General features: G+C 45.9%; 10 protein-coding genes, 6 tRNA genes and 6 rRNA genes. 20 read left to right on the forward strand and 2 right to left on the reverse strand.

Annotated features, from left to right (window positions below; genetic code table 11):
• Positions 1–144: 144 nt before the first annotated feature.
• The 5 genes from ACPW7J_RS06345 to ACPW7J_RS06365 all read left to right on the forward strand — a co-directional run bounded on the left by ACPW7J_RS06345 (position 145) and on the right by ACPW7J_RS06365 (position 4,644).
• Positions 145–1,434, forward strand: coding sequence for an amidohydrolase (locus ACPW7J_RS06345; protein ID WP_425757267.1), 1,290 nt, complete (start codon positions 145–147; stop codon positions 1,432–1,434).
• A gap of 16 nt (positions 1,435–1,450) precedes the next feature.
• Positions 1,451–3,055 carry a polysaccharide biosynthesis protein gene (locus ACPW7J_RS06350; protein ID WP_161875387.1) on the forward strand — a complete coding sequence of 535 codons (1,605 nt, stop codon included), beginning with the start codon at positions 1,451–1,453 and terminating at the stop codon, positions 3,053–3,055.
• Between the two features lies 1 nt (position 3,056).
• Complete coding sequence (gene mazG / locus ACPW7J_RS06355; protein ID WP_425757269.1) at positions 3,057–3,866, forward strand: nucleoside triphosphate pyrophosphohydrolase; 810 nt, start codon at positions 3,057–3,059, stop codon at positions 3,864–3,866.
• Positions 3,867–3,905: 39 nt separating this feature from the next.
• Positions 3,906–4,184 (forward strand): HU family DNA-binding protein, encoded by a 279-nt coding sequence (locus ACPW7J_RS06360; RefSeq protein WP_161875389.1) that lies wholly within the window; start codon positions 3,906–3,908, stop codon positions 4,182–4,184.
• A gap of 214 nt (positions 4,185–4,398) precedes the next feature.
• On the forward strand, positions 4,399–4,644 hold the full coding sequence (locus tag ACPW7J_RS06365; RefSeq protein ID WP_161875390.1) for an RNA-binding S4 domain-containing protein: 246 nt from the start codon (positions 4,399–4,401) through the stop codon (positions 4,642–4,644).
• Between the two features lie 42 nt (positions 4,645–4,686).
• Here ACPW7J_RS06365 and ACPW7J_RS06370 read toward each other — a convergent pair whose 3' ends face one another.
• Positions 4,687–4,977, reverse strand: a complete 291-nt coding sequence (locus tag ACPW7J_RS06370; RefSeq protein ID WP_425757271.1) for a DUF4363 family protein — start codon at positions 4,975–4,977, stop codon at positions 4,687–4,689.
• 93 nt (positions 4,978–5,070) lie between these two features.
• A complete protein-coding gene (locus tag ACPW7J_RS06375; RefSeq protein WP_161875392.1) occupies positions 5,071–5,733 on the reverse strand; it encodes a DUF421 domain-containing protein in 663 nt (220 codons plus the stop codon).
• A gap of 110 nt (positions 5,734–5,843) precedes the next feature.
• Between ACPW7J_RS06375 and ACPW7J_RS06380 the strand changes: the two genes are divergently transcribed.
• From ACPW7J_RS06380 to ACPW7J_RS06450, 15 genes are all read left to right on the forward strand, one after another.
• On the forward strand, positions 5,844–7,025 hold the full coding sequence (locus tag ACPW7J_RS06380) for an MFS transporter (RefSeq protein WP_425757273.1): 1,182 nt from the start codon (positions 5,844–5,846) through the stop codon (positions 7,023–7,025).
• Positions 7,026–7,410: 385 nt separating this feature from the next.
• Positions 7,411–8,926 (forward strand): 16S ribosomal RNA (locus ACPW7J_RS06385).
• Between the two features lie 37 nt (positions 8,927–8,963).
• Positions 8,964–9,040 (forward strand) — tRNA-Ile (locus ACPW7J_RS06390).
• A gap of 241 nt (positions 9,041–9,281) precedes the next feature.
• A 23S ribosomal RNA gene (locus tag ACPW7J_RS06395) occupies positions 9,282–12,173 on the forward strand.
• A gap of 58 nt (positions 12,174–12,231) precedes the next feature.
• Positions 12,232–12,348, forward strand: a 5S ribosomal RNA gene (gene rrf / locus ACPW7J_RS06400).
• A gap of 35 nt (positions 12,349–12,383) precedes the next feature.
• Positions 12,384–12,458 (forward strand) — tRNA-Glu (locus tag ACPW7J_RS06405).
• 433 nt (positions 12,459–12,891) lie between these two features.
• Positions 12,892–14,407, forward strand: a 16S ribosomal RNA gene (locus ACPW7J_RS06410).
• Positions 14,408–14,444: 37 nt separating this feature from the next.
• A tRNA-Ile gene (locus ACPW7J_RS06415) sits at positions 14,445–14,521 on the forward strand.
• Positions 14,522–14,762: 241 nt separating this feature from the next.
• A 23S ribosomal RNA gene (locus tag ACPW7J_RS06420) occupies positions 14,763–17,653 on the forward strand.
• Positions 17,654–17,711: 58 nt separating this feature from the next.
• Positions 17,712–17,828 (forward strand): 5S ribosomal RNA (rrf, locus tag ACPW7J_RS06425).
• Together the 16S, 23S and 5S rRNA genes with 6 tRNA genes alongside form the textbook arrangement of a ribosomal RNA operon.
• A 35-nt stretch (positions 17,829–17,863) precedes the next feature.
• Positions 17,864–17,938: transfer RNA gene (locus tag ACPW7J_RS06430), tRNA-Glu, on the forward strand.
• Positions 17,939–17,972: 34 nt separating this feature from the next.
• A tRNA-Gly gene (locus tag ACPW7J_RS06435) sits at positions 17,973–18,047 on the forward strand.
• Positions 18,048–18,051: 4 nt separating this feature from the next.
• Positions 18,052–18,134 (forward strand) — tRNA-Leu (locus tag ACPW7J_RS06440).
• 296 nt (positions 18,135–18,430) lie between these two features.
• Positions 18,431–19,213: a hypothetical protein gene (locus ACPW7J_RS06445; RefSeq protein ID WP_161873334.1), complete on the forward strand. Its 783-nt coding sequence runs from the start codon at positions 18,431–18,433 to the stop codon at positions 19,211–19,213.
• Positions 19,214–19,495: 282 nt separating this feature from the next.
• Entirely contained in the window at positions 19,496–20,575 is a 1,080-nt protein-coding gene (locus ACPW7J_RS06450) for a hypothetical protein (protein ID WP_425757274.1), read from the forward strand.
• Positions 20,576–20,600: the final 25 nt, after the last annotated feature.

A 20,600-nucleotide genomic window follows, 5' to 3' on the forward strand; every position in this document is an offset into this window, starting at 1 on the left:
GTCATTTTTTCTTTGGAGGATATGTATCGAAAAAATACGAAAAAGGTTGGAATGAAAGTTCATTTATGATACCATATTATTGTAATATGACCATCAAAAAGTGGTGAAGCTATATTGAAGGTATAAGCAGATGGAGGATGGAATATGCTTTTTAAAGAGATAACAATACTGGACAAAGACCTGGAAATACAGAGGGACATGTATGTGGTAGTGAAAGGCACAGAAATTTCTTATATAGGTAAGGAAAGACCTGAAGGTGATTTCGGCAGAGAATATGATGGAAAGAATCGTTTGCTGATGCCAGCCTTTTATAACGCGCATGCCCATTCGCCCATGGCATTGATGCGGGGTTATGGAGAAAATCTCGCGTTACAGGACTGGCTGAACAGTCGAATATTTCCTTTTGAAGATAAGTTGGACGGCAATGCGGTTTATTGGGGAACTATGCTTTGTATGGCTGAGTCTTTACGGTTTGGTATCGTATCTTCCTCTGATATGTACTATTTTGTACCGGACATGGTCAGAGCTGTAGTTGAAAGCGGTGCAAAAGCTAATATTTCCCGGGCAATAGCAAATCCTATGGGCATGCCTTTTGACAGTTTACCATCGGTAAAAGAAGCCAGAGACGCAGTACGGCAGTTCAATGGCTATGCGGATGGAAGAATTATTACGGATACAAGTCTACATGCGGAATACACTTCTAATGAAGAAACCGCGCGCGGTACAGCGGCGTTGGCAAAGGAGACGGGAACGATTATGCACATTCATGTTTCCGAGACGCAGTTGGAGCATGAGGAATGTAAAAAGCGGCATGATGGTATGACGCCGGTACAGTACTTTGAACGCTGCGGACTCCTTGACGGTCCGGCATTGGCAGCGCATTGTGTATGGTGCGAGGACGATGATCTTGCCATTTTGAAGGAAAAGGGTACAGTAGTAGCATCGAATCCTATGAGCAATCTAAAGTTAGCCAGCGGTATTTGTCCCGCGGCGAAAATGATGGATTTGGGAATTTCGGTTGCTATTGGAACGGACAGTGTATCAAGCAATAACAGTCTTAACTTCCTGGAAGAAATGAAAACCTTTGCCGCACTGGCTAAAGTAAAAGAAATGAATCCAACGGTGATTACGCCGAAAGAAGCTGTTTACGCGGCAACAATGGGCGGCGCTATAGCACAGGGAAGAACGGATTGCGGTATGCTGGCTGAGGGAAATAAGGCTGATTTGATCGTAATGCGGTTGGATGTGCCGAATATGCATCCTGTGCACAACTTGCTAAACAATATTGTCTACGCGGCGTCGGGCAGTGATATTGTTATGACAATGGCGGACGGCAGAGTTTTGTATGAAAATGGAGAATACACTTACATCGATATTGAGAAAACGATTTACGAAACACAGGCTGCTACAGATAAGATTTTACAATTATTATAGAAAGTGAAAGGCAAATATGTCAGATAAAGGGAATAAATTCATCAAAGGCGCGGCGATCCTGGGGGTGGCCGGTGTCGTAATTAAATTGCTGGGAGCTATTTTTAGAATTCCGCTGACCAACTGGATTGGTGACGACGGTATGTCCTATTATGGTTTCGCTTACTCCATCTATGGCGCATTGTTGGTTTTATCAACGGCCGGTATTCCTGTGGCTATCTCTAGAATGGTATCGGAGCGAATCGCGGTAGGAGAGTATAGAAATGCTCATAAGGTTTTCAAAGTGGCAACATCCCTGCTCTTTGGCATAGGTATCTTTTCTTTTGCCATGTGTTATTTTGGCGGAGAATTTATTACCGCAAAATTGGGAAACCCTGATGCAGCGTTAGCAGTAAAGGCTATCTCGCCGGCGCTGTTGTTCGTGCCTATCTTTTCCGCCTTCAGAGGTTATTTTCAGGGGCGGCAGAATATGAATCCTACGGCCATTTCTGAGATAACGGAACAATTAGTACGAGTAGTTGTCGGACTGTATCTGGCATATACACTGTTGCATACCGGTCTAAAGGAGGCTGCGGCGGGAGCATCCTTCGGGGCGTCGGCCGGATCTATCGCAGGACTAGGCATCATTGTGGTTATCTATATGCTCAATCGAAGGATTATACATCGAAAGATCGATCTGAATAATCAGCAGGTAGAGGAAACAGGCGTTATTTTGCGGAAAATCATTGCGATTTCAGTGCCCATTATAATAGGTAGTGAAATTATGCCGATTATGACTCTGATTGATACGGGCATCATCATGACTAGATTGCAAGACACAGGATGGACCTATGCGGAAGCTAAGAGCTTGTATGGCCTTCTGAGCGGATTCTGCAATTCTTTAATCGCATTTCCACAAGTATTTACACAAGCTGTGGCAGTTAGTCTGGTGCCTGCAATTGCGGCTGCTTTTAAGGTGAGAAATAAAATTGGCGTACAGCAAAATATTCAATTAGGCTATCGGGTCACCATGATCATGGCGTTTCCGTGCGCATTCGGTATTTTTGCTCTAGCAGAGCCAATTTTACTGTTGTTGTATCCGGCACAGAAAGCAAGCGCCATCGCGGCAGTTCCCACTTTGATGATTATGGCGGTTAGCGTAATTTTTCTGGCTATAACACAGACCTCTGTAGGCGTATTACAGTCTATAGGGAAACAGATGGTACCAGTTGTACATTTAGCTATTGGCTGTGTTGGTAAAGTGATAGTGACGTTTATTCTGGTAGGTATTCATTCTGTTAATATTAAAGGAGCGGCTATCGGCACAATGCTGGCTTATGTAGTTGCTTTGATATTAAATAATATGTCTGTTAGAAAATATACTGGAACAAAGTTGGATTATGGGCTTACGTATGTGAGACCGTGCATTGCTGCAGCCATCATGGGAATTTGCTCCTTCGCGGCACATAAGCTGTTTATGGTTGTTTTAGGTAGTAACAGCATTGCAACACTTCTGGCGATTATGACGGGCGTAGTGGTCTATGGTGTTCTGATCTTTTCCTTGAGAGCTATCACTTTAGACGAGGTAGAGACAATGCCGGGCGGAACAAAACTGTCTAAAATTATAAGAAAGTTTGTGAAATAAGATGAAAAAAGAGTATGAAGAATTATATCTGGTGAAAGATAAGGATGGAGAAGCATTAGAGCGGCTTGTAGAAATTGTAAAGATTTTGCGGAACGAGTGTCCTTGGGATAGCGTCCAGACCCATGAATCTCTTCGGAGGTGTATGATTGAAGAAGCCTATGAAGCGGTTGACGCTATCACAGAACATGACATAGAGAATCTCCGAGAAGAACTGGGAGACGTTCTTCTTCAGGTGGTTTTTCATGGCAATTTGGCAGAAGAAGAAGGGTATTTTGATCTAAGCGCTGTAATAAATGAAGAATGTGAGAAAATGCTTCGCCGTCACCCACACATTTTTTTAGAAGAAAGGGCAAAAACTATTGACAAAGCCCTTGAAAAATGGGAGAATATGAAGAGCGAAGAGCATGGAGAGACTAGCCATGGAGACAAGCTGAGGAGAGTGCCGCGATCTTTACCCGCATTGCTTAGGAGTGCAAAGGTGCAGGAGAAGGCGGCTCGGGTTGGCTTTGACTGGCCGAATGTCAGCGGAGCATTTGATAAGATTGAAGAAGAATTCGCTGAACTTCAAAGCGCTTGTCAGGCACAGGATCAGGAGGGCATATTCGAAGAATTTGGTGATCTGCTCTTTTCCATGGTTAATGTTTCGCGATTCTTGAGCATTGATCCCGAAGATTCCCTGCATGAATCTACAGCTAAATTCATCAGGCGCTTCGATTTGATGGAAAAGACTGCAATTGAAAGGGGTCTAAATTTTGAAAGCTTATCGCTTCAGGAGATGGACAACCTTTGGAATGAGGTCAAAAGAAAATAAGTTCAATGCTTACGTATATAATTTAAGGAGGATTTTATAATGAATAAGGCTGAATTAGTTGCTGCAGTAGCAGAAAAAACCAAATTTACTAAGAAGGATGCAGAAGTTGCAATCAGCGCATTCCTGGAGAGTGTTGAAGAAGCTTTAGTAAAGGGCGAAAAAGTACAGCTGATCGGATTCGGTACTTTTGAAACCAGAGAAAGAAAAGCAAGACAGGGAAGAAATCCAAGAGTTCCAGAGGAAATCATCGAAATCGCAGCTTCTAAGGCTCCTGTATTTAAAGCAGGTAAGGCTCTGAAGGACGCAGTAAACAAATAAGTCGTAATTTTTGGAGACAACTTGGTTGTCTCCTTTTTCATAACATAGGAAATATCGTTTTCGATATTCCGTATGTTTCAACGTATGCTTCGCATATTTTTTCGCGAATTGCATTCGCTTCGCTACCTGTTTCGCCTAGCAGCTCGCATTGCTTGTGGGGCGAAAAGGTAAGAAAAGTACCTTGCGAAGTGCTGCTTGGAAAGGAAGGAAAATTTTGCGTATAGATAAGTTTTTAAAAAATTCAAGATTGATTAAACGGCGGACCGTAGCCAAAGACGCCTGTGATCAAGAAAGAGTATCCGTCAATGGGAGGGTAGCAAAAGCTGGCACAGAGGTAAGAGTAGGGGATACGATTCATATTGAATTCGGAAACAGTTCCATCACTGTCAAGGCCTTGCAACTGACTGAATCATGCCGTAAGGAGGACGCTGCCGGCATGTATGAAATTATAGAAGATTAAAAAGGGCAGAACTTAGTCTCACGACTAAGCCGCCCTTTTCCTTTAAAGAATGTTTTGCCAGGTAATGCTTTCATTTTCATGAAGCGTCTTTAGCTGCTCCGTTAGAGATAGAAGTTCTCCGCTGCTGTTAGACCTGTCTTCCGCTTTGATATATTTCAGAGTTTTTGCGAATGTCTGATCGGTTTCGTTGATGGATTGGGTATCCAAAAAAAACAGAGCTATTCGCCGGTATTCATGCCAGCGTTGATATTCTTGTGAAAAAGCAGTGTTAGCCTTTTCCCAGTCTTCTTGTTCCACAGCTTCCATGATAAAACCCTGACAGTGCTGTGTCATCTCCGTAAGCTGCTGATGAGAACTATGAAAAAAGACACCCCATATACTGATTAGGATAGCTAAAGAAAGTATAGAAATCCATAGAGAACGCATTTATTTCACCTCCCCGGCAAAGCTTTGATCTTCTGGCGGGAATGGGTAGACGTGGAATTGATGTTGTCCATCGTAGAACGCCAGAAATACTTTGTTCAGATCTGACAGACCTCGCGAATCCAACATGTGCAGCAAAGTCCGGCGGTCGAGGTGAGCTTTTTCTAAGTTCTCTTCATAGATCGTGCCGTCACTGACCAATACTAAAGGCAATCTTTCGTGATCCTCTGTTTTGATAATAGACAGTTCCCCATTGGATTCCATAACGGCATATTCAACGTCAGAGAGAGATGGACAATTGCCGATTCTCAGCTGTTCGAACAATTCATTGACCGTGATGCGCAGACGTTCCATTTCCTTGATATTGATTCGTCCCTTATCTACAATGATGCTGGGACGGCCGTTGATTAGATTCTTGAAACCTTCGCTTTTGATGGAAAAGTATGAAAACAACACTTGCAAAAATAGCAGTGTCATGATGGCCACTACGCCGTTAATAAGCGATGTAGAAGGTTCATCAATAGGAATAGACGCTAATTCTGCAATCATAAACAGGACGACCATCTGAAAGGTAGACATTTTGGAAAGTTCAGCTTTGCCCATAACGCGAAGCGCAAAGAGAACCACAACATATAATATGAGCGTTCTGATACATATGATAATCAAAAAAACACCTCCAAAGTAAGTTGATACTGCTATTGTGCACGTTGAAGGCTTTGGCTATACTGATATTTATTTTTTATGTAAAGTTTTTACGTAAAAAGAGAGGATTTTTAATGAGAAATAATGTGGAGATTCACAAATTTAAAGGATTGTATTTTTTGACCTATGCTGCTTTGGGGGTATTGGTTCCTTTGATTGGACAATATCTTAGTTCCATTGGTTTTTCAGGCACGCAGATCGGAATTGTAACATCTGTAGGCACCGCCGTAGCTATTTTTGCGGCCACCTTTTGGGGTAAAATATATTCAAACAGTGCAGATGGGAGAAAAGTTGTTGCGCTGCTGTGTGCTACGGCAGCGCTGATGGGAGTTGTAAATACCTTTGTCACGGAGTTTATGGTGTTTGTAATTACCTACGGCATTATGTATTTTTTTCAGGGCCCTGTCAACGGATTAACGGATGCTATGGTTCTGGAACATAATCAGGGGAGCTTTGCGCAAATTCGTCTCTTTGGCGCGGTGGGATACGCAATAACTGTCTTTACCGGTGGACGTATCGGAGCGGCGTTTGGGCTGCAAAAAATTTTTTACATATATGCTGTGGCGTTCCTTTTCGGTGCGATGGTTGTTATGCGCATTAGGCAAAGGGCGTCCTGCAAGGATTCCTATGATGCGAAGGGTACGAAAGGAAGGACTCTGAAAAAAGGGAAAGAAACCATTAGCTTTTCAGAACTGTTGTGTGACAAGAAATCTATACAGTTAATCATCTGTGGGATTTTTGTTATGGGAACGAATGTAGCCAACAATACATATTTTAGCTTTCTTTTTCGAGATGGCGGAGGAACAGTGGCCGGTGTAGGAACTGTTTTTTTATTAATGGTAGGAAGCGAAGCGCCGTTTATGGCGTTAGCGCCGTGGATTACGAAAAGGTTTTCTCAGGAAAAGATCATCGTATCGGCAATGATCTTGTCCGCGGTACGGTTTAGCTGGTATGCAACAGGACCTTCATGGCAGATGTTGATGGCGCTGTTCTTCTTGCAGGGGATGGTTAACGGTATATTATTAGTAGAGTATGTAAAATATCTTTCGGCGGTAGTGGAACCGAAACTGATTGGAATTGCGGTATCGGCATTTTACGCAGTCAGTTCCAACGGCGGATCTATTCTTTGTAACTTTTTGGGAGGCATCGCCATGGATCACTTTGGTAGCGTAGGCGTGTATGGTTTGTTTGGCATCTTTAATGCGATTGGAGTGGCACTCTATTTTTTATGGGGATTACATAAGAAAAAAGATTGAAAAAAAACATTGACATTGTATTCGTTTAATGGTATTCTAGATAAGCTGTCTGGAAGGATTGACAAAATCAAAGCAGTTTGATGACGAAAAGAGTTGAAAAACATTTGAAAAAATGTTAAAAAAGACCTTGACACAGTCTTTGAAAGATGGTATTATAAATAAGCTGTCTGCGAGAGCGGGCGGCAGCACCTAGAAAACTTCATAGTGTAGAAATTTAGTCAAAAATTTCGAGCAATCATGAAATTGGTAAGAGATTACCAGTGCGTGAGAGTTCACGACAATTTCTTAAAAAGAACAATAATTCGAAAGAAGAATATTGCAAGAGCGCAAAGCGTTCAGAGACTTTTAAGATGATTTTACCTTGCGAAAGCAAGTAGAATACCATATCATTAAGAGTTTGATCCTGGCTCAGGATGAACGCTGGCGGCGTGCCTAACACATGCAAGTCGAGCGAGAAGCTCTCGACGGATACTTCGGTTGAGGGAGAGAGTGGAAAGCGGCGGACGGGTGAGTAACGCGTAGGCAACCTGCCTTATGCACAGGGATAGCCATTGGAAACGATGATTAAAACCTGATAACACTGCATTTTCACATGGAAAAGCAGTCAAAGATTTATCGGCATAAGATGGGCCTGCGTCTGATTAGCTAGTTGGTGGGGTAACGGCTCACCAAGGCAACGATCAGTAGCCGACCTGAGAGGGTGATCGGCCACATTGGAACTGAGACACGGTCCAAACTCCTACGGGAGGCAGCAGTGGGGAATATTGCACAATGGGCGAAAGCCTGATGCAGCAACGCCGCGTGAAGGAAGAAGGCCTTCGGGTCGTAAACTTCTGTCCTTGGGGAAGAAGAACTGACGGTACCCAAGGAGGAAGCCCCGGCTAACTACGTGCCAGCAGCCGCGGTAATACGTAGGGGGCAAGCGTTATCCGGAATTATTGGGCGTAAAGAGTGCGTAGGTGGCTTTTTAAGCGCAGGGTTTAAGGCAATGGCCCAACCATTGTTCGCCCTGCGAACTGAATAGCTTGAGTGCAGGAGAGGAAAGCGGAATTCCTAGTGTAGCGGTGAAATGCGTAGATATTAGGAGGAACACCAGTGGCGAAGGCGGCTTTCTGGACTGTAACTGACACTGAGGCACGAAAGTGTGGGGAGCAAACAGGATTAGATACCCTGGTAGTCCACACCGTAAACGATGAGCACTAGGTGTCGGGGTCGCAAGACTTCGGTGCCGGAGTTAACGCATTAAGTGCTCCGCCTGGGGAGTACGTACGCAAGTATGAAACTCAAAGGAATTGACGGGGACCCGCACAAGCAGCGGAGCATGTGGTTTAATTCGAAGCAACGCGAAGAACCTTACCAGGACTTGACATCCTCCTGACGTATCCGTAATGGGATATTTCTTCGGACAGGAGAGACAGGTGGTGCATGGTTGTCGTCAGCTCGTGTCGTGAGATGTTGGGTTAAGTCCCGCAACGAGCGCAACCCTTGCCATTAGTTGCCATCATTAAGTTGGGCACTCTAGTGGGACTGCCGGGGACAACTCGGAGGAAGGTGGGGATGACGTCAAATCATCATGCCCCTTATGTTCTGGGCTACACACGTGCTACAATGGCCGGTACAGAAAGCAGCGAAGTCGCGAGGCGGAGCAAATCTCAAAAACCGGTCCCAGTTCGGACTGCAGGCTGCAACCCGCCTGCACGAAGCCGGAGTTGCTAGTAATCGCGAATCAGAATGTCGCGGTGAATGCGTTCCCGGGTCTTGTACACACCGCCCGTCACACCATGGAAGTTGGGGGTGCCCAAAGCCGGCAAGCAAATATGCTGTCTAAGGCAAAACCAATGACTGGGGTGAAGTCGTAACAAGGTAGCCGTATCGGAAGGTGCGGCTGGATCACCTCCTTTCTAAGGAGACGAAAGTTTCTGCACTATGAATTTTTATGGGCTTGTAGCTCAGGTGGTTAGAGCGCACGCCTGATAAGCGTGAGGTCGGAGGTTCGAGTCCTCCCAAGCCCACCATAGCCGAAAGGCTAGAGAAAGCACCTAGAGAACTGAATAACGTGTATCAAACAAACACAGAGAAGAAATCGAGAAAAGACAGAAGTTAGAGATAACGGAAGGGAAATTCTATGATTTCAACCGAGAAAACCAGAAGAATTCTTTAATAAAGAGCATGCGAGCGCCGCATGCGACACGAGAGAATTGCGAAGGCTTTTGGCAAAGCTGCAAGGAAGCAGGGGAGCGAAAAGACGAGCAAGAAGGTCAAGTGAAGAAGGGCATAAGGCGGATGCCTTGGCACTGGGAGCCGAAGAAGGACGTGACAAGCTGCGAAAAGCTGCGGTAAGGAGCAAATATCCTATGACCCGCAGATATCCGAATGCGGAAACGCACCTACGGTAATGCGTAGGTATCCATAACTGAATCAATAGGTTATGAGAAGGAAACGCGGGGAACTGAAACATCTAAGTACCCGTAGGAAGAGAAAGAAAGATCGATTTCCTAAGTAGCGGCGAGCGAAAGGGAAAGAGGCCAAACCGATAGCTTGCTATCGGGGTTGCGGACACTCAGAAGCAAGAAATGTTGATAGTCGAATATGCATGGAAAGGCAAACCGAAGGAGGTAAAAGTCCCGTAGACGAAATGAACATGAAGCAGAGTGGATCCAGAGTAGGACCGGACACGTGGAACCCGGTCTGAAGCCGGGGGGGCCCACCCCCCAAGCCTAAATACTACCCAGTGACCGATAGAGAATAGTACCGTGAGGGAAAGGTGAAAAGAACCCCGGGAGGGGAGTGAAATAGAACCTGAAACCTTATGCCTACAAGCAGAGGGAGCGAAAGTGACCTCGTACTTTTTGTAGAACGGGCCAACGAGTTATGGTATGCAGCGAGGTTAAGGTGTAAAGCACTGGAGCCGAAGTGAAAGCGAGTCTGAATAGGGCGAGAGAGTTGCATGCTGTAGACCCGAAACCGGGTGACCTATCCATGAGCAGGTTGAAGTAACTGTAACAGGTTATGGAGGACCGAACCCATATCTGTTGAAAAAGGTTGGGATGACTTGTGGATAGCGGTGAAATTCCAATCGAACCCGGAGATAGCTGGTTCTCCTCGAAATAGCTTTAGGGCTAGCCTCACAGAAAGATACCCGGAGGTAGAGCACTGAATGTTCTAGGGGCCTTCACCGGTTACCGAAAACTATCAAACTCCGAATGCCGGAATATCATATGTGGGAGTCAGACTACGTGAGATAAGTTTCGTGGTCGAAAGGGAAACAGCCCAGACCAACAGCTAAGGTCCCAAAATGTAAGTTAAGTGGAAAAGGATGTGGAGCTGCACAAACAGCTAGGATGTTGGCTTAGAAGCAGCCATGCATTCAAAGAGTGCGTAATAGCTCACTAGTCGAGTGGCTCTGCGCCGAAGATAAACGGGGCTAAAACTTACTACCGAAGCTTTGGAATGAGAAATCATTGGTAGAGGAGCATCGTATACGGGTAGAAGCATACTTGAAAGGGTATGTGGACTGTATAGGAGAGAGAATGTTGGCATGAGTAGCGCAAGGCAGGTGAGAATCCTGTCCGCCGAACATCTAAGGATTCCTGAGGAAGGTTCGTCCGCTCAGGGTTAGTCGGGGCCTAAGCCGAGGGCGAAAGCCGTAGGCGATGGATAACAGGTAGAGATTCCTGTACCACCGGAGGTCGTTTTAAGTGAAGTGGGGACACAGAAGGATAGACTGAGCACGCCGCTGGTAGAGCGTGTCCAAGCGTCGAGGGAGTAGAAGTAGGCAAATCCGCTTTTACAATTCTGAGGCGTTACGGGGAGGCAAATAAGCCGGAAGCAGTTGATTTCACGCTGTCAAGAAAAGCCGCTAGCAAGACCCGAGGTGCCCGTACCGCAAACCGACACAGGTAGATGAGGAGAGAATCCTAAGGCGAGCGAGAGAACTATTGTTAAGGAACTCGGCAAAATGACCCCGTAACTTCGGGAGAAGGGGTGCCTGCATGAAGCAGGCCGCAGTGAAAAGGCCCAGGCAACTGTTTACCAAAAACACAGGTCTCTGCAAAAGCGAAAGCTGAAGTATAGGGGCTGACGCCTGCCCGGTGCTGGAAGGTTAAGGGGAAGTGTCATCCGTGAGGAGAAGCACAGAACTTAAGCCCCAGTAAACGGCGGCCGTAACTATAACGGTCCTAAGGTAGCGAAATTCCTTGTCGGGTAAGTTCCGACCCGCACGAAAGGCGTAATGATCTGGGCACTGTCTCAACAATAGACTCGGTGAAATTGTAGTACCGGTAAAGATGCCGGTTACCCGCAGCAGGACGGAAAGACCCCGTGGAGCTTTACTGTAGCTTGATATTGAGTTTCGGCGTTGCATGTACAGGATAGGTGGGAGACAGAGAAATCAGTACGCCAGTATTGATGGAGTCACCGTTGGGATACCACCCTTGTAACGTTGGGATTCTAACCATGTGCCGTAAGCCGGCACTGGGACAGTGTCAGGTGGGCAGTTTGACTGGGGCGGTCGCCTCCTAAAGAGTAACGGAGGCGCCCAAAGGTTCCCTCAGCGCGGACGGAAATCGCGCGAAGAGTGCAAAGGCAGAAGGGAGCTTGACTGCAAGACAAACAGGTCGAGCAGGGACGAAAGTCGGGCTTAGTGATCCGGTGGTTCCGAGTGGAAGGGCCATCGCTCAACGGATAAAAGCTACCCCGGGGATAACAGGCTGATACCCCCCAAGAGTTCACATCGACGGGGGTGTTTGGCACCTCGATGTCGGCTCGTCTCATCCTGGGGCTGAAGTAGGTCCCAAGGGTTGGGCTGTTCGCCCATTAAAGAGGTACGCGAGCTGGGTTCAGAACGTCGTGAGACAGTTCGGTCCCTATCCGCTGTGGGCGTTGGAGATTTGCGTGGAGCTGTCCTTAGTACGAGAGGACCGGGATGGACATACCTCTGGTGCACCAGTTGTCTTGCCAAAGGCATAGCTGGGTAGCTACGTATGGAAGGGATAAGCGCTGAAAGCATCTAAGTGCGAAGCCCCCCACAAGAAGAGATCTCCTCCTTTAAGGTAAGACCCGTGGGAGACTACCACGTAGATAGGTCGGAGGTGGAAGTGCAGTAATGTATGGAGCTGACCGATACTAATAGGTCGAGCACTTGACCAGTGGTTTTCAAAGAGTGAAGTTTAGACACGTTATTCAGGATCAAAGGGGAAAAAAGGAATCTGGTAACAATAGCGGGGAGGATACACCTGTTCCCATCTCGAACACAGTAGTTAAGCTCCTAAGCGCCGATGATACTTGGCGGGGGACTGCCTGGGAAAGTAGGTCGTTGCCAGTTTTGTTAAATCGGGTTGTGCATAGCAACCCGTTTGTGGCTCCATGGTCAAGCGGTCAAGACACCGCCCTTTCACGGCGGTAACCCGAGTTCGATTCTCGGTGGAGTCACCAGGATAAATATAAAGCATCCAGTAAAACGGATGCTTTTTCATTGTATTTTGAAAAAAGATTATCGATTTCTATTGACAAAATAGGATAAAGGATGATACAATTATCAAGCTGTCACATATAAGACATTTATTTTAAAATAAAAAGTTGAGAAATACTTCTTGACAAATGTTCCAAGTGATGGTAATATATTAAATGTTCGCTGCGGCGAACTAGCACAGTTCTTAAGAACTGTAGCACCTAGAAAACTTCATAGTGTAGAAATTTAGTCAAAAATTTCGAGCAATCATGAAATTGGTAAGAGATTACCAGTGCGTGAGAGTTCACGACAATTTCTTAAAAAGAACAATAATTCGAAAGAAGAATATTGCAAGAGCGCAAAGCGTTCAGAGACTTTTAAGATGATTTTACCTTGCGAAAGCAAGTAGAATACCATATCATTAAGAGTTTGATCCTGGCTCAGGATGAACGCTGGCGGCGTGCCTAACACATGCAAGTCGAGCGAGAAGCTCTCGACGGATACTTCGGTTGAGGGAGAGAGTGGAAAGCGGCGGACGGGTGAGTAACGCGTAGGCAACCTGCCTTATGCACAGGGATAGCCATTGGAAACGATGATTAAAACCTGATAACACTGCATTTTCACATGGAAAAGCAGTCAAAGATTTATCGGCATAAGATGGGCCTGCGTCTGATTAGCTAGTTGGTGGGGTAACGGCTCACCAAGGCAACGATCAGTAGCCGACCTGAGAGGGTGATCGGCCACATTGGAACTGAGACACGGTCCAAACTCCTACGGGAGGCAGCAGTGGGGAATATTGCACAATGGGCGAAAGCCTGATGCAGCAACGCCGCGTGAAGGAAGAAGGCCTTCGGGTCGTAAACTTCTGTCCTTGGGGAAGAAGAACTGACGGTACCCAAGGAGGAAGCCCCGGCTAACTACGTGCCAGCAGCCGCGGTAATACGTAGGGGGCAAGCGTTATCCGGAATTATTGGGCGTAAAGAGTGCGTAGGTGGCTTTTTAAGCGCAGGGTTTAAGGCAATGGCCCAACCATTGTTCGCCCTGCGAACTGAATAGCTTGAGTGCAGGAGAGGAAAGCGGAATTCCTAGTGTAGCGGTGAAATGCGTAGATATTAGGAGGAACACCAGTGGCGAAGGCGGCTTTCTGGACTGTAACTGACACTGAGGCACGAAAGTGTGGGGAGCAAACAGGATTAGATACCCTGGTAGTCCACACCGTAAACGATGAGCACTAGGTGTCGGGGTCGCAAGACTTCGGTGCCGGAGTTAACGCATTAAGTGCTCCGCCTGGGGAGTACGTACGCAAGTATGAAACTCAAAGGAATTGACGGGGACCCGCACAAGCAGCGGAGCATGTGGTTTAATTCGAAGCAACGCGAAGAACCTTACCAGGACTTGACATCCTCCTGACGTATCCGTAATGGGATATTTCTTCGGACAGGAGAGACAGGTGGTGCATGGTTGTCGTCAGCTCGTGTCGTGAGATGTTGGGTTAAGTCCCGCAACGAGCGCAACCCTTGCCATTAGTTGCCATCATTAAGTTGGGCACTCTAGTGGGACTGCCGGGGACAACTCGGAGGAAGGTGGGGATGACGTCAAATCATCATGCCCCTTATGTTCTGGGCTACACACGTGCTACAATGGCCGGTACAGAAAGCAGCGAAGTCGCGAGGCGGAGCAAATCTCAAAAACCGGTCCCAGTTCGGACTGCAGGCTGCAACCCGCCTGCACGAAGCCGGAGTTGCTAGTAATCGCGAATCAGAATGTCGCGGTGAATGCGTTCCCGGGTCTTGTACACACCGCCCGTCACACCATGGAAGTTGGGGGTGCCCAAAGCCGGCAAGCAAATATGCTGTCTAAGGCAAAACCAATGACTGGGGTGAAGTCGTAACAAGGTAGCCGTATCGGAAGGTGCGGCTGGATCACCTCCTTTCTAAGGAGACGAAAGTTTCTGCACTATGAATTTTTATGGGCTTGTAGCTCAGGTGGTTAGAGCGCACGCCTGATAAGCGTGAGGTCGGAGGTTCGAGTCCTCCCAAGCCCACCATAGCCGAAAGGCTAGAGAAAGCACCTAGAGAACTGAATAACGTGTATCAAACAAACACAGAGAAGAAATCGAGAAAAGACAGAAGTTAGAGATAACGGAAGGGAAATTCTATGATTTCAACCGAGAAAACCAGAAGAATTCTTTAATAAAGAGCATGCGAGCGCCGCATGCGACACGAGAGAATTGCGAAGGCTTTTGGCAAAGCTGCAAGGAAGCAGGGGAGCGAAAAGACGAGCAAGAAGGTCAAGTGAAGAAGGGCATAAGGCGGATGCCTTGGCACTGGGAGCCGAAGAAGGACGTGACAAGCTGCGAAAAGCTGCGGTAAGGAGCAAATATCCTATGACCCGCAGATATCCGAATGCGGAAACGCACCTACGGTAATGCGTAGGTATCCATAACTGAATCAATAGGTTATGAGAAGGAAACGCGGGGAACTGAAACATCTAAGTACCCGTAGGAAGAGAAAGAAAGATCGATTTCCTAAGTAGCGGCGAGCGAAAGGGAAAGAGGCCAAACCGATAGCTTGCTATCGGGGTTGCGGACACTCAGAAGCAAGAAATGTTGATAGTCGAATATGCATGGAAAGGCAAACCGAAGGAGGTAAAAGTCCCGTAGACGAAATGAACATGAAGCAGAGTGGATCCAGAGTAGGACCGGACACGTGGAACCCGGTCTGAAGCCGGGGGGCCCACCCCCCAAGCCTAAATACTACCCAGTGACCGATAGAGAATAGTACCGTGAGGGAAAGGTGAAAAGAACCCCGGGAGGGGAGTGAAATAGAACCTGAAACCTTATGCCTACAAGCAGAGGGAGCGAAAGTGACCTCGTACTTTTTGTAGAACGGGCCAACGAGTTATGGTATGCAGCGAGGTTAAGGTGTAAAGCACTGGAGCCGAAGTGAAAGCGAGTCTGAATAGGGCGAGAGAGTTGCATGCTGTAGACCCGAAACCGGGTGACCTATCCATGAGCAGGTTGAAGTAACTGTAACAGGTTATGGAGGACCGAACCCATATCTGTTGAAAAAGGTTGGGATGACTTGTGGATAGCGGTGAAATTCCAATCGAACCCGGAGATAGCTGGTTCTCCTCGAAATAGCTTTAGGGCTAGCCTCACAGAAAGATACCCGGAGGTAGAGCACTGAATGTTCTAGGGGCCTTCACCGGTTACCGAAAACTATCAAACTCCGAATGCCGGAATATCATATGTGGGAGTCAGACTACGTGAGATAAGTTTCGTGGTCGAAAGGGAAACAGCCCAGACCAACAGCTAAGGTCCCAAAATGTAAGTTAAGTGGAAAAGGATGTGGAGCTGCACAAACAGCTAGGATGTTGGCTTAGAAGCAGCCATGCATTCAAAGAGTGCGTAATAGCTCACTAGTCGAGTGGCTCTGCGCCGAAGATAAACGGGGCTAAAACTTACTACCGAAGCTTTGGAATGAGAAATCATTGGTAGAGGAGCATCGTATACGGGTAGAAGCATACTTGAAAGGGTATGTGGACTGTATAGGAGAGAGAATGTTGGCATGAGTAGCGCAAGGCAGGTGAGAATCCTGTCCGCCGAACATCTAAGGATTCCTGAGGAAGGTTCGTCCGCTCAGGGTTAGTCGGGGCCTAAGCCGAGGGCGAAAGCCGTAGGCGATGGATAACAGGTAGAGATTCCTGTACCACCGGAGGTCGTTTTAAGTGAAGTGGGGACACAGAAGGATAGACTGAGCACGCCGCTGGTAGAGCGTGTCCAAGCGTCGAGGGAGTAGAAGTAGGCAAATCCGCTTTTACAATTCTGAGGCGTTACGGGGAGGCAAATAAGCCGGAAGCAGTTGATTTCACGCTGTCAAGAAAAGCCGCTAGCAAGACCCGAGGTGCCCGTACCGCAAACCGACACAGGTAGATGAGGAGAGAATCCTAAGGCGAGCGAGAGAACTATTGTTAAGGAACTCGGCAAAATGACCCCGTAACTTCGGGAGAAGGGGTGCCTGCATGAAGCAGGCCGCAGTGAAAAGGCCCAGGCAACTGTTTACCAAAAACACAGGTCTCTGCAAAAGCGAAAGCTGAAGTATAGGGGCTGACGCCTGCCCGGTGCTGGAAGGTTAAGGGGAAGTGTCATCCGTGAGGAGAAGCACAGAACTTAAGCCCCAGTAAACGGCGGCCGTAACTATAACGGTCCTAAGGTAGCGAAATTCCTTGTCGGGTAAGTTCCGACCCGCACGAAAGGCGTAATGATCTGGGCACTGTCTCAACAATAGACTCGGTGAAATTGTAGTACCGGTAAAGATGCCGGTTACCCGCAGCAGGACGGAAAGACCCCGTGGAGCTTTACTGTAGCTTGATATTGAGTTTCGGCGTTGCATGTACAGGATAGGTGGGAGACAGAGAAATCAGTACGCCAGTATTGATGGAGTCACCGTTGGGATACCACCCTTGTAACGTTGGGATTCTAACCATGTGCCGTAAGCCGGCACTGGGACAGTGTCAGGTGGGCAGTTTGACTGGGGCGGTCGCCTCCTAAAGAGTAACGGAGGCGCCCAAAGGTTCCCTCAGCGCGGACGGAAATCGCGCGAAGAGTGCAAAGGCAGAAGGGAGCTTGACTGCAAGACAAACAGGTCGAGCAGGGACGAAAGTCGGGCTTAGTGATCCGGTGGTTCCGAGTGGAAGGGCCATCGCTCAACGGATAAAAGCTACCCCGGGGATAACAGGCTGATACCCCCCAAGAGTTCACATCGACGGGGGTGTTTGGCACCTCGATGTCGGCTCGTCTCATCCTGGGGCTGAAGTAGGTCCCAAGGGTTGGGCTGTTCGCCCATTAAAGAGGTACGCGAGCTGGGTTCAGAACGTCGTGAGACAGTTCGGTCCCTATCCGCTGTGGGCGTTGGAGATTTGCGTGGAGCTGTCCTTAGTACGAGAGGACCGGGATGGACATACCTCTGGTGCACCAGTTGTCTTGCCAAAGGCATAGCTGGGTAGCTACGTATGGAAGGGATAAGCGCTGAAAGCATCTAAGTGCGAAGCCCCCCACAAGAAGAGATCTCCTCCTTTAAGGTAAGACCCGTGGGAGACTACCACGTAGATAGGTCGGAGGTGGAAGTGCAGTAATGTATGGAGCTGACCGATACTAATAGGTCGAGCACTTGACCAGTGGTTTTCAAAGAGTGAAGTTTAGACACGTTATTCAGGATCAAAGGGGAAAAAAGGAATCTGGTAACAATAGCGGGGAGGATACACCTGTTCCCATCTCGAACACAGTAGTTAAGCTCCTAAGCGCCGATGATACTTGGCGGGGGACTGCCTGGGAAAGTAGGTCGTTGCCAGTTTTGTTAAATCGGGTTGTGCATAGCAACCCGTTTGTGGCTCCATGGTCAAGCGGTCAAGACACCGCCCTTTCACGGCGGTAACCCGAGTTCGATTCTCGGTGGAGTCACCAGGATAAATGCCGTTATAAAAACGGCATTTTATATGCGGAAGTGGCTCAGGGGTAGAGCATCGCCTTGCCAAGGCGAGGGTCGCGAGTTCGAATCTCGTCTTCCGCTCCAATATGCGCAACTGGCGGAACTGGCAGACGCACTAGATTTAGGTTCTAGCGGGAGACCGTGGGGGTTCAAGTCCCTCGTTGCGCACCAGTTTAACTTTTTTTGAACGTTGCTTACAACGTTCTTTTTTATTGCTTTACGTTTTTTTGCATAATTATTTATCTGCTTGTTTTTGAAAAGAGACTTAGAATTTCTAAGCTGTAAATTGTTTTATATTCAGAAAATCAATATCCATAAATTTACATTTACAAAAAATCCCTAAAAAGCTACAAAAAAAGACTAAAAATCGACATTGGGGTTGACAACATGGAAATAAGCTTTTTATAATGGCCATACTCTAAAGCGATATATTTTAGAGGAAAGGAAATAGCGTAAAGAGAGGATGTATGATGAAAAAAGAATCAAGAGATAGTTTAAAGGATGCCGGATTTATGCATATTGATGAATATGTAAAGAATTCGATTCACGCTGGGAATAATTGCTACAAGCAAGTTTCTGAGTTAAAGCAATACCAATTAGCTTCTGATAATTTTCATAAGCCTGGTGGAGATGGATTTTCTTGTATAACTAGTTGCCTTCAGAAATATCTTGATTACAAATTTATTCAAGAAAATAATCATTTCAGGTTTGGTGAGAGTTTATTTGATGAAGCAGTAGAAATATGTCAAAGCAGTAAGCTTGATGATAAGTCGCAGTATGAGTATATTGCCAACCGGAAAAGATCCTACAATAAGCGGCCGATTATTGAGGGAACACAGGCTGATTTGTACTTTCTTCTAAATCTGGCTGATCAAAGTAATCTTGCGGCAAATCGTTGTATTGAATATGTCACTTCGAATAAGCTGCACCTTTCTGCTGTGCTGATTCAAATGATTGAGCGAATTGTAGAAGCAATGGAGCGAGATGAGATCGATCGTCGTCATATCTATGCAGAAATTATTAGAAAAACGTATATGGATAAAAATTTCGCTATTCGTGAAGTAGCAGAAGTTTATTCATATTTGGAATTGACGAAACGCACATATTATCGTCTTAGAAACGAGGCAATATCTTTAATTTCTCAGACTATGTTTGGAGTTTTAGCGGGAGAACATGGTCTGGCGGACTTGTATATTCGAGATAGGGAAATTATATTACCTGAATTGAAAAGAAAGAAAAATGGCACTTGACAGTGAATGTGATATATGATAATATATTACTGTAAAAAAATATAAATTTTTACAATTTATCCTTTCAAAGAAGCTATATAGCTTCAAACTACTTGAATGGCGTATCCTTGTGATACGCCATTTGTATTTATAGAGATGGAATATCTATGCAATGTACAAAAATTGAAATAGATAAAACTCCTTTCCTTGGACGGCAGCAGCTGAATTGTTTTATTTCAGCTGCTGCCGATGGAAATAAGGAAGTTATCATCGCAGAAAACATTATTAAGTAAAGGAGTACATATGAAAAAGGTATTTAGATTGTTTATAATGATTATAATGGTGGTTGGCGTACATTGTTTTGTTTATGAAGACGTTCTGGGAATAGAAGCAACGCCAGAAATAAAACCACCGGATATTAGGGTTGTGAGTATGAGTCTTTCAAAGATAAAAGTAACATGGAAATCCATAGCTGATGTAGATGGGTACGAAGTATATCGTGCAACAAAAAAGATGGGCAGGTATATTTTGGTGAAAAAAATTCATAATCCCGAAAGAAACAGCTATATCAATACTGACAGAATTCCTGGAAAAAGATATTACTATAAAGTTCGTGGATACAAAAAATTTGGAGAAAAAATATATTATACTCCGTATTCCGTTATGAAATCATCATACGGACGGCCGGAAAAGACATTTATTTCTTCAATTATTATTCCTTATTATCAGTATGGAAAAGCAAAAAGAGTAACAGAAAAATATGGTCAAGATACAGTAGTTCGATATATATGGGATATTTCATCGAACAGAAGGTCTAAAAAGTTTACGGTAAAGTGGAATGGTATATCAGAAGCATCGGGCTATCAATTATATATGCGATCAAAAGGCAAACGTAGGTGGATGAATGTTGGAGAATATAGAGGTACGGTAGCAAAAGGAATATCATTTGATGGTACAAAAGAATATGAGTTTAAAATCCGTGCTTATACAGAGATCCATGGAAAAAGGATTTACGGATTATTTTCGCCAATTACCGCGTATGAGTTTGCCTGGAACAAATCTGATATCAAACGGTATATGGAGAATGTTATTGAGGGAGAGGGATATGCGGTAGCAGATACATATTTTGATTCAGAACTGGATTCTGAAATTGTGCAGGTATTAACACCGGAAAATGCTGGATGGAGCTTTTTGTGGCCGGTACAATTAAGCCGGTATTGGTCCTTTGAGTACGCTACGAAATTTATGCTGTGGCAGTATCTGATGGAAATACATGAATACAGGCAAAGTTATTGTGCCTTTGTGCGGGATATGCATGATTTCAATGGGAATCAGAAGTTTAAACGGCCGCTGTATTGCGAAGTATATCTATTGAGATTTTAATTATGTATGCAAGACACATTTCAAG

Source organism: Ihubacter sp. rT4E-8 (assembly GCF_049852125.1).
Lineage (GTDB): Bacteria > Bacillota > Clostridia > Peptostreptococcales > Anaerovoracaceae > Senimuribacter.